Annotated in this window: 11 protein-coding genes; 6 read left to right on the top strand and 5 right to left on the bottom strand. The window is 45.0% G+C overall.

What is annotated here, in order from left to right; all coding sequences use genetic code 11:
- Positions 1-82 precede the first annotated feature (82 nt).
- Together ACXJGZ_RS01735 and ACXJGZ_RS01730 are read right to left on the bottom strand one after the other, a co-directional pair.
- The gene (locus tag ACXJGZ_RS01735; protein WP_456398095.1) at positions 83-364 is read right to left on the bottom strand and encodes a hypothetical protein; all 282 of its coding nucleotides are present in this window, start codon (positions 362-364) and stop codon (positions 83-85) included.
- Between the two features lie 72 nt (positions 365-436).
- Entirely contained in the window at positions 437-616 is a 180-nt protein-coding gene (locus ACXJGZ_RS01730; protein WP_456321447.1) for a hypothetical protein, read from the bottom strand.
- Between the two features lie 73 nt (positions 617-689).
- Between ACXJGZ_RS01730 and trmBL1 the strand changes: the two genes are divergently transcribed.
- Genes trmBL1 through ACXJGZ_RS01715 form a run of 3 tightly spaced genes read left to right on the top strand, consistent with a single transcriptional unit; the run spans position 690 to position 3,555 of the window.
- Positions 690-1,715 carry an HTH-type sugar sensing transcriptional regulator TrmBL1 gene (gene trmBL1 / locus ACXJGZ_RS01725; protein ID WP_456321448.1) on the top strand — a complete coding sequence of 342 codons (1,026 nt, stop codon included), beginning with the start codon at positions 690-692 and terminating at the stop codon, positions 1,713-1,715.
- 24 nt (positions 1,716-1,739) lie between these two features.
- The gene (locus ACXJGZ_RS01720; protein WP_456321449.1) at positions 1,740-3,098 is read left to right on the top strand and encodes a glycogen/starch synthase; all 1,359 of its coding nucleotides are present in this window, start codon (positions 1,740-1,742) and stop codon (positions 3,096-3,098) included.
- 4 nt (positions 3,099-3,102) lie between these two features.
- Positions 3,103-3,555 carry an HIT family protein gene (locus ACXJGZ_RS01715; protein ID WP_456321450.1) on the top strand — a complete coding sequence of 151 codons (453 nt, stop codon included), beginning with the start codon at positions 3,103-3,105 and terminating at the stop codon, positions 3,553-3,555.
- On the opposite strand, the gene ACXJGZ_RS01710 is transcribed toward ACXJGZ_RS01715, so the two are convergent.
- On the bottom strand, positions 3,547-4,008 hold the full coding sequence (locus ACXJGZ_RS01710; protein ID WP_456321451.1) for a hypothetical protein: 462 nt from the start codon (positions 4,006-4,008) through the stop codon (positions 3,547-3,549). The two genes, ACXJGZ_RS01715 and ACXJGZ_RS01710, sit on opposite strands and share 9 nt — an antisense overlap.
- Positions 4,009-4,192: 184 nt before the next feature.
- Here ACXJGZ_RS01710 and ACXJGZ_RS01705 point away from each other — a divergent pair, with 184 nt between their 5' ends.
- Together ACXJGZ_RS01705 and iorA are read left to right on the top strand one after the other, a co-directional pair.
- Positions 4,193-4,876, top strand: coding sequence for a DUF4152 family protein (locus ACXJGZ_RS01705; protein ID WP_456326832.1), 684 nt, complete (start codon positions 4,193-4,195; stop codon positions 4,874-4,876).
- An 81-nt stretch (positions 4,877-4,957) separates the two neighbouring features.
- Positions 4,958-6,844, top strand: coding sequence for an indolepyruvate ferredoxin oxidoreductase subunit alpha (iorA, locus tag ACXJGZ_RS01700; protein ID WP_456326833.1), 1,887 nt, complete (start codon positions 4,958-4,960; stop codon positions 6,842-6,844).
- 18 nt (positions 6,845-6,862) lie between these two features.
- On the opposite strand, the gene ACXJGZ_RS01695 is transcribed toward iorA, so the two are convergent.
- Positions 6,863-7,111: a hypothetical protein gene (locus ACXJGZ_RS01695; RefSeq protein ID WP_456398097.1), complete on the bottom strand. Its 249-nt coding sequence runs from the start codon at positions 7,109-7,111 to the stop codon at positions 6,863-6,865.
- A 71-nt stretch (positions 7,112-7,182) separates the two neighbouring features.
- Between ACXJGZ_RS01695 and ACXJGZ_RS01690 the strand changes: the two genes are divergently transcribed.
- Positions 7,183-7,470, top strand: coding sequence for a hypothetical protein (locus tag ACXJGZ_RS01690; protein WP_293256500.1), 288 nt, complete (start codon positions 7,183-7,185; stop codon positions 7,468-7,470).
- Positions 7,471-7,568: 98 nt separating this feature from the next.
- On the opposite strand, the gene ACXJGZ_RS01685 is transcribed toward ACXJGZ_RS01690, so the two are convergent.
- Positions 7,569-8,243, bottom strand: coding sequence for a metal-dependent hydrolase (locus tag ACXJGZ_RS01685; RefSeq protein WP_456321453.1), 675 nt, complete (start codon positions 8,241-8,243; stop codon positions 7,569-7,571).
- Positions 8,244-8,904: the final 661 nt, after the last annotated feature.

The following is an 8,904-nucleotide window of genomic DNA, read 5'->3' as shown; positions in this document are numbered from 1 at the left end:
CTTTTATCCGCTGTTATACGCAACGAACACAATAAGCGTAGTCAGCGAAGGAGCATGCCAATCGCATATCTTCCTCTTCAATCTAGCTTTTTTCAGCAAATCCCGTTTTCGCTTCCTGAAGTCCCTGGATTATCAAGGCAACGCCCAAAGCTATAAACATCCAAATAATAATTCTCGTTCCAATGAAGATTTGCGCGGCTTCCGGACCTTGTGAGTACGGTCCAGGACCGAATTGCCCAGCCCCTTCAAGCATTACGCCATGAGCGATGTTAAAGGTTGCCCAAAAAAAGTGATGCAACCACTCATTGACTACCTCTGCTAACAAACTCAGACCTGCCAGAATACTCCCTGCAATTATTTTCATTTTTCTTTCACTTCTCCTTTTTATCATTTAAATCCTTTGGTTTGACCCATCTGCACTGTGGCTGAAGGCTTTTTAAGCTTTTCCTATCGCCCGAAAGTTATTCCTGCCAGACACGGAATTTAAAGCTTCCTTCATTGAATGCTTTGAAATTGCCGAGGAGGTATGCGTATTCCCTTCCCTTGGAATGCTGAACTCGATTTCAGCAATCCTGCCGAGATACACGTTATCTTTAAATCCGAAAGTTTTATACATACCAACCACCCAGTATATCACTAATGATGATTAAACTTTGGCCAGTGAACTTTAAAAATATGGAGGTTTGGAAATGAACGAGGAGGAAATAATCGAAAAACTCCAAAAATTTGGTCTCACCAAATATGAGAGCCTTGCATACATCACATTGCTGAAAATAGGGCCGAGCAAGGCAACAGATGTTACAAAGGAGAGTGGCATACCTCATACAAGGGTTTACGACGTTTTAAGTTCTCTCCATAGAAAGGGTTTTGTGGACATAATGCAGGGTGCCCCAAGGTTTTATAAGCCTGTAAATCCCGAATTGGTTTTGGAGAAGATTAAAGAGGAGCTTTTAACAAGCATCGACAATCTGAAGGAGCTTTTCATTGAGCTATATCGCTCGGCGCATGGGGAGGATCTGCCCGAGATATGGACAATTCATGGCTTTGAAAATACCTTGGAGAGGGCAGGATATATTATTAGAAGTGCCAAGAATGAGGTTCTAATAAATACCCCGTTTGAGTTCCTTAAACTCTTGAAAGAGGATATAAAAAGGGGAAGAGATTTGATTTTCGTAATTATAAGCAACTTTGAAGAAATTCCGGAATGGCTTAAGAAGGATAACATAATACTGGCAAAAAGTGGAGGCGCCCCATGGCTCATGGCATCCTGGATAATAGGGGATATCGACTATGCACTCTTCTTTGGAGCCCTTCCAAAGGATAAGAGAAAAGAAAAGTTCTACTCCTTCTGGGGCAAGTCGGCAAAGCTCATTCAAAATTACATGCACTGGTTTTATACAATATACCTCGATAACAGCCAGCTGGTAAAGCCTCTAAACTATGAGAGCATAAAGAAGCCCGTAACACTGTTGAATATAAGAACCCTGATTACGGTCTTGAAACAGACAGAGCTCCCAAAGAAAGCCGAAGTCATAGGACGCTCAGTTGAGGACAAATCTGAGATCACCCTAAGCGGAGAGATAGTTGACTATGAGTACACCCCTCTCACCGCCAGCATAACTCTGAAAGATGAAAAAGGCAAGGAATGGAAGATTGGAGGGCTGGGGAGCTATTTTGAGGATGTTGAAGGAGGGAAGTTCATACTCCTTGATTGATTCTTAATTTTTGGAGGTGAGCATATGAAAATATTGATTTTGGGATTCGAATATCTGCCAGTGAAAGTTGGAGGACTTGCCGAAGCTATAACGAGCATAGCCGAGACATTGGCAAACATGGGGAATGAGGTTATGGTGTTCACGCCCTCCCATGGACATAAGGAGGGTAGGAAGGTCGCGAGCTTCGAAGTCCTTGGGGAACGCGTTGAGGTTTATGAGAGATGGCAGAATGGTGTTAGGGTTTTTGCTATAAGTGATCCTGTACTGGACAATAAGGATGTCTACGGTCCCGGATGGGAAGGGCTCCTTAACAAAGTCCTTCGCTTTGCAAGAGGAGGTGTGGGAACTTTAAACCTGCTCCTAGAGAGGGAAGGAAAACCGGATGTTCTCCACTTCCATGACTGGCACACCGTTTTAACCGGAGCTCTTATTAAGAAGTACTTCCAGATACCAAGCGTTTTTACCATACACAGACTAAACAAGTCAAAAATCCCCGGCCACTATTTCCACGAGGCGAACTTGGGGGAGCTGGCTCCTTTCCCGGACATCGACCCGGAGTATGTTGGAGCGTACATAGCGGATGTTGTTACGACAGTGAGCAGGAGCTATCTCTGGGAGGAGTGGGATTTCTACAAAAACTTTGAAGGGAAGGCGACTTATGTTTACAATGGGATAGACTGCTCTTTCTGGAACGAAGAATTTCTGGAAAGCAGAGATCTGCCCAGACACGAGAGGAGAAGAAAGATCTTAGAAAGTTTAGGATTGCGTGATGGAATCGCCTTCATGTTCATCGGAAGATTTGATAAGGGACAAAAAGGAGTCGACACGCTTTTAAGGTCAATAGACCTCCTTGCGAACTCTCATCCCGAGGAATTCTCAGGCATGCGCTTCCTCATAATAGGGAAGGGAGATCCGGAGCTCGAAAAATGGGCTCGTGAGCTGGAGGGCAAGTACCCGGACAAAGTCAAGGTTATCACCGAGATGCTCAAAAGAGAGTTCACAAGGGAGCTTTATGGAAGTGTAGACTTCACTCTGGTTCCCTCATACTTTGAGCCCTTTGGACTTGTTCAGATGGAAGCCATGTGCCTTGGAGCAATCCCCATAGGCTCGGCAGTTGGCGGAATAAGGGACACCATAGTGAGCTTGGATAGAGACAAGGAAAATGCAACAGGTTTTTTGGTCCCTCCAAAGGATGCCGAAGCGCTTGCCAATGCAATTTTAAAAGCAGCAGAGCTCAGGAAGAGGGATGTTGACCTGCTGAAGAAAATGCGTCAGAACGGAAAGAAAAGGGCAAAAGAAGTTTTCACATGGGAAAATGCATGTAGGCGATACTTAAGGGCTTACAAAAATGATATAGACAAGGCAGTTGGCTTTTTGAGGTGAGCTGATGGAGTGTCCCTTCTGCAATCCTCCAAAAGAAGCCCTCCTCTATGAGGATGGGCTCATTAAAATTTTGATAGACTCCTATCCTGCAGGCAGAGGGCATTTACTTGTGGTTCCAAAGAAGCATGCAAAAGAATGGAACGAGCTAACACGAGAAGAAAAAATGGCCATTTTTGAAGGAATGGAGCTTGCAATGGAGAATCTCAAAAAAGCCTTTAATCCAGATGGGTTTAACATAGGAATTAATCTGGGACGAGCAGCGGGACAGACAGTCGAACACATCCATCTTCATGTTATTCCGAGATATGAAGGAGACTCAAAATTCCCAAGGGGAGGAGTTAGGAAGGCTGTTCTGGATATTGAGGATGAGAATCTCAGCTTAAAAGAAAGATGGATTAAAAACAGGATGAGTGAAGAGGAAATTAAAAAATTAAAGGAGGTGTTTGAACTAGAATGAGAAAAGGGTAGAATAGACAAAACTTTCTCCCTCTTCACTCCTAAGTTCCTCAGAATTCAGAATTAGCTTCAAAGATTCTTTCAACCCTTTGTTTACATAAAGGAGAAGTAGAAGCTTCCCATCAACCTTTTCCATCTCTCCATGCGGTTCTATTGAGAGCAGGAGGTACTGGCTCGTCTCTTTCATTATGCTAATTCTTGAAATGCTGAATTTGCCCATGCAGTACATCTTATGGCCATCATGGGGCCAGAAGGATATGATCTCCAAAGTTGAACCATCTAAGAATATATCAACCAGCGGCGGGGTTCTGGAGGCTATTATGGGATATTTAAATCCGCTGTTTACGAAATATAGAAGTCCTCTGGCAGTTCCTACATATATTCCTTTGGCCAGTTTATCGATATATTCGGCAATTACATTATCATAGCTAATGTTCCTAACCGTCTCTTCCATAAATACCACCTCAATACCAAATTTTGAATGTATCTTACTTGATTGCAGAATAGTTATTTTTATGGTTCTTATTTAATATACCTAGGCACTTCCCATATATTAATTTTATGGGGGTAAGGGGGATGCCTTATAATACATAGGTTATGAGGATATTTAGGTAATAACAAATTACTTGGTGGTGAACATGAGAATAGTCTCTGCTGACACCGGAGGAGCATTGCTCGATGGAGAGTATGAACCCATTGGGTTGATAGCCACAGCTGCAGTGCTCGTGGAAAAACCCTTTAGAACAGCATCCCTGAGCATCGTAAAATACTCCAATCCCTTTGATTATGATACGAGCGGTAGAGATGCCATAAAGGATGAGACGCTTCTAGCCCTAAAGCTCGCTAAAAAAGTCAAGCCCGATGTGATTCATTTAGATTCGAGCCTAGGAGGGATACCGGTGAGGCATTTGGATGACGTTACAATCGATGCCTTGAGGATATCCGATAGAGGAAAAGCGGTATGGCACGATATCGGAAAGGAACTTAGACCTATAGTGAAGAGATTTTGGGAGAACACCGGAATCGATGTGCTAGCCGTTGGAAAGAGCAGTGTGGCGGTTAGAGTGGCGGAGATTTATGCAGGGCTGTATTCCACAAAGTGGGGAATTGAATATGCATTAAAAGAGGGCGCTGCAAGAATTGGCCTGCCCAGGTATATGAAGGTAGAACTTAAAAGGGGTATTCTGCGTGGGGAGAGCCTGGATCCGCGGGAAGGAGGGCTTTATGGAGAGATCTTCCCTGAGGTAGAAGAGCCCGTTAGCATAGAGGTTTATCCAAACCCTGTTGCCAGGACATTTATGGTTGTCGAAATAAAGGTTTAGCCCAAAAATTTTCGATTTTTCTCTCTTCTCACCGAGTTATAAGTTTTATATGTGTGAAGCAAACTCCAGATGGTGGTGAAGATGGAAAATGCGGGATCCTATGATTTGGTAGGAGGAAAGCTGGAGGTTCATACTAAAGAGAAAAAGCTTCTCATGGGCAATGAAGCCATAGCCTATGGAGCCCTTGAGAGCGGCATATCCTTTGCCACGGGTTATCCTGGAACCCCATCCACAGAGGTTATCGAGACCATAGCCCACTTAAATCCGGAGGTTTTTGCCGAATGGGCACCGAATGAAAAGGTTGCCCTTGAGGAGGCTGCGGGTGTAGCTTATGCCGGATTGAGAGCCCTAGTAACCATGAAGTGCGTTGGCTTAAATGTGGCTGCCGACCCTCTAATGAGCCTCGCCTATTCCGGAGTTGAAGGAGGGCTTGTGATTCTTGTGGCCGACGACCCAGGACCCCATACCTCTCAAACGGAGCAGGATGACCGGTATTATGGAAAAATTTCATTATTGCCCGTTCTGGAGCCAGCGGATGTTCAGGAAGCCCATGATTTAATAAAATACGCCTATGAACTGAGCGAGAAGTATAAACTCCCCGTGATATTCAGGACGACGACGAGAATAAATCATACTACCTCAGATGTCGAAATCGGGGAGTTCTTGAGTCTAGATAGGAAGCCAGAGTTCAAAAAGGATATAATAAGGTATGTGAGGGCTTCAATGAAGGGGAACCTAGAAAGGCACCGCCTGTTAAACAAAAAGCTTGAAGAGATTAGAGCGGAATTCGAGAGCCTAGAATTCAACTGGATTGAAGGGGAGGGTGAAATCGGTATAATAGTGGAAGGAGCCCCTTACAACTATGTAAAGGAAGTTTTAAAGGATGTAGATGGAGATTTCAGAATCTTGAAACTCTCAACGCCCCATCCCCTCCCAAGAGACCTTGTGGTAAGTTTTCTCAAGGGCGTTAAAATGGCGGTTGTTATTGAAGATGGAGCACCGTTTTTAGAAGAGGAAGTGAAGATTGCAGCCCAGGAAGAGGGCATAACAATCCCGATATACGGCAAGAGAACAAAACATCTGCCCCTTGAGGGAGAGCTGACGCCGAAGCTCGTTAAAAAAGTTCTTCTGAGGGTCCTGGGTAAGGAGACTTATGAATACGAGAAACCCGAGGAAGTTGAAGAAGCCGAGACACTCGCACCTTCAAGGCCACCCACAATGTGCCCCGGATGCCCCCATAGGGGGAGCTACAGGGCTCTCCTTGATGCATTTAGAGATCTAAAGCTCGGACGCTTCAAGGTTCCCGTGCATGGAGACATTGGATGTTATGCTCTATCGCTTCTTCCTCCCTTGGAAGCAATATGGACGGAATATGTCATGGGTGCCAGCATAAGTCTTGCCAACGGCCAGAGCGTGGTTATGGACAAAAAAATCGTTGCCACTATCGGAGACTCCACATTCTTCCACAATGGAATCCAGCCTCTGGTCGATGCCGTTTACAAGAATCTAAACGTTTTGGTTATGATCCTGGATAACAGGACAACTGCGATGACGGGACATCAGCCACATCCGGGAACGGGAGGAAGTGAGACGGGAAGGAAGTTTAATGAGATTGATATTGAGGCGCTTGTAAAGGCTCTTGGAGTCAAATACGTCAAGACTGTGGATCCCTACGACTTAAAAGCCACAAGAGAAGCCATAAAAGAAGCGATGAACATCGATGGGCCCGCCGTGATAATTGCAAGAAGGGAGTGCATAATACCCGTTATAAGGCGTGGTGAGATAGGGAAGATTCCGGAGGTTATAGAGGAGAATTGTACGGGATGCAAAGCATGCATACTCCTAACGGGATGTCCCGCTCTAATCTTCGATCCGGAGAGCAATAAGGTGAAGATCGATCCTCTCATATGTACGGGATGCGGTATATGCAACCAGCTTTGCCCCTTTGACGCAATAAGGTTCCCTTAACCTTTTATCTTTTAGCTTTTATCTCCTTTTTCTACTGTCATAGAAGTATTTACCGTGTGCTTGTGCATATGCTTCCGAGGTTCTCCTGAAGAAGAGGGAGGAGACCAGGGCTATTGTGAGGAGGAACGCTCCAAAGGTCAGTCCGAACTTCTTTGCAGTCACTGCAATCCCCATAATTGGAACTGCGATGAATATTATCACAAGGGCTGACATTACTGCTAGGAGTATCTTATATCCATACCTCTCCATGAAGAGGGAAAAATCCATCTTAATCACCAGTTACTACTTTGAGGGCTAAACTTATATATCTTTTACGGTTATATAATATAGGTGAGGAAATGAAGGTTGAGGAACTCTTGAAAATGGTTGATGAGGCTATAGCCAAAGTAAGCTTGAAAATCGTGGATTCCACAAACAGAATTTTTGAAACTCCTTACACCTCATGGGAGTTCAGCAAGAAGAGTTTAGAGCTTCAGGATGAACTTGACAGGCTCAAAAAGATGAAAGAATTCCTAAAGAGCCGTGATCCTGAGGAAAATGTGGGGATGCTTTTCTCGAAGGAGGAACTTGAAGAAATTCTGAAATACCTCGCATATATGAGACAACTTGATAGCTACGAACCCTGACTTTCATTATATCCCCTTCCTAAATCAAATGTGAGAGGTCAGGAAGCCCTGGCCGCTCATCATATTCAGCGTCCTGGCTTCTCTTCATCCCTCCCCATTCAAAGCTCAAAAACTTCTCCCGGTTTCAGGATGATGACTTTTGATTTGTCCCCTACGAGTTCTTTAAACTCCTCGGGATCCTTTTTTATGGGCGGGAATGTGTTGTAGTGCATTGGAATAACATATTTTGGCTTCAAAAACTCCACGGCCTTGGCCGCCTCCAAGGGTCCCATTGTGAAGTGTCCTCCTATCGGGAGGAGTGCGATGTCTATTCCATAGAGCTCTGCGAAGAGCTCCATATCCTTAAAGACGAATGTATCACCAGCATGGTAAATTTTAACCCCATCAAGTTCAATTATGAACCCGCAGGCCGTTCCTATCTCATACTTGCCGTTGCTGCTCGAGTGCCATGCTGGCACTTGGACGATTTTAACACCATCCACTTCGGTTGGGCCGTAGTTCATTCCTATCGTGGTTATTCCCCGGTTGTCCTCGACGAGGTAATTGGCTATATCGTACATGGCAACTATTTTCGCGCCCGTGCGCTTTGCTATCTCAACGGCATCTCCTATGTGATCCCCGTGGGCATGTGTAACGAGGATCAAGTCCACCCTCTCAAAATCCTCGGGCTTCGCCGCGGCGCTTGGATTTCCAGTCAAAAAGGGATCAATCAAAATGTTTTTGCTTCCCCTAACCTCAAAGGCTGCATGCCCAAGAAATCTGACCTTCACCATCTCAATCACCTCTGGGAATATAATAGCCCGGGTTATTACTTAAGGATTTCGCAGAGCGTTGATATTTTGTGGAACATTATGTCCCTCTATGAACCCTTTACATACGAAAAGGTACACTGGGGGTTTACATACATAAATTACTTCACAAATGTGATATAACTAACAGTTACATTTATCTTTTCAAGCCTCGGGGCGGGGTACAGAACACTACCCAATGAGCCCCTAAACCCCGAAACCATTTTAAACTCTTGCAACGTAGTATAGCCTCGAAGAGGCCACCGGGCCCTCTCAAAGGGGTTTATCGTGCGGGAGGATGACGCCGTAAGGCGTCCACATTCCACGCCGACTGGCGTGGCCGTAAAAACTCTGAAGGGGGACCTCTAAGCGATAACCCCGAGCCGTTTTGCGGTAGGGGTAATGGGTCGAAGACCCGGCCCGCGGGCTGAACTGAAACCGGCAACGGGAGTAGGTAGTGAGCCCGCAAACCTCCCCGTCAATGGCTCGTTGGAACTCTCGCAAAGGGGAGGAGGTCAGCCCTTTAATTTTTATATCACTGATGCCTTTTAATGCTCATTAAAGCCTTATTTTGACATATTGCTGGGCAAAAAAGGTTAAACACGCTCTTTCGGAAAGCTTATATAGACTTTTACCGATATGAAAC

It is taken from the genome of Palaeococcus sp. (in: euryarchaeotes), from assembly GCF_053987695.1.
Note: the sequence above shows the minus strand (reverse complement) of the source record. Positions and strands in the feature narration are given on the sequence as shown.

Excerpts from the sequence above, each read along its gene's own strand:
- ACXJGZ_RS01735 (WP_456398095.1), bottom strand. The coding sequence starts at position 364 with ATGAAAATAATTGCAGGGAGTATTCTGGCAGGTCTGAGTTTGTTAGCA.
- ACXJGZ_RS01730 (WP_456321447.1), bottom strand. The coding sequence starts at position 616 with ATGTATAAAACTTTCGGATTTAAAGATAACGTGTATCTCGGCAGGATT.
- trmBL1 (WP_456321448.1), top strand. The coding sequence starts at position 690 with ATGAACGAGGAGGAAATAATCGAAAAACTCCAAAAATTTGGTCTCACC.
- ACXJGZ_RS01720 (WP_456321449.1), top strand. The coding sequence starts at position 1,740 with ATGAAAATATTGATTTTGGGATTCGAATATCTGCCAGTGAAAGTTGGA.
- ACXJGZ_RS01715 (WP_456321450.1), top strand. The coding sequence starts at position 3,103 with ATGGAGTGTCCCTTCTGCAATCCTCCAAAAGAAGCCCTCCTCTATGAG.
- ACXJGZ_RS01710 (WP_456321451.1), bottom strand. The coding sequence starts at position 4,008 with ATGGAAGAGACGGTTAGGAACATTAGCTATGATAATGTAATTGCCGAA.
- ACXJGZ_RS01705 (WP_456326832.1), top strand. The coding sequence starts at position 4,193 with ATGAGAATAGTCTCTGCTGACACCGGAGGAGCATTGCTCGATGGAGAG.
- iorA (WP_456326833.1), top strand. The coding sequence starts at position 4,958 with ATGGAAAATGCGGGATCCTATGATTTGGTAGGAGGAAAGCTGGAGGTT.
- ACXJGZ_RS01695 (WP_456398097.1), bottom strand. The coding sequence starts at position 7,111 with ATGGATTTTTCCCTCTTCATGGAGAGGTATGGATATAAGATACTCCTA.
- ACXJGZ_RS01690 (WP_293256500.1), top strand. The coding sequence starts at position 7,183 with ATGAAGGTTGAGGAACTCTTGAAAATGGTTGATGAGGCTATAGCCAAA.
- ACXJGZ_RS01685 (WP_456321453.1), bottom strand. The coding sequence starts at position 8,243 with ATGGTGAAGGTCAGATTTCTTGGGCATGCAGCCTTTGAGGTTAGGGGA.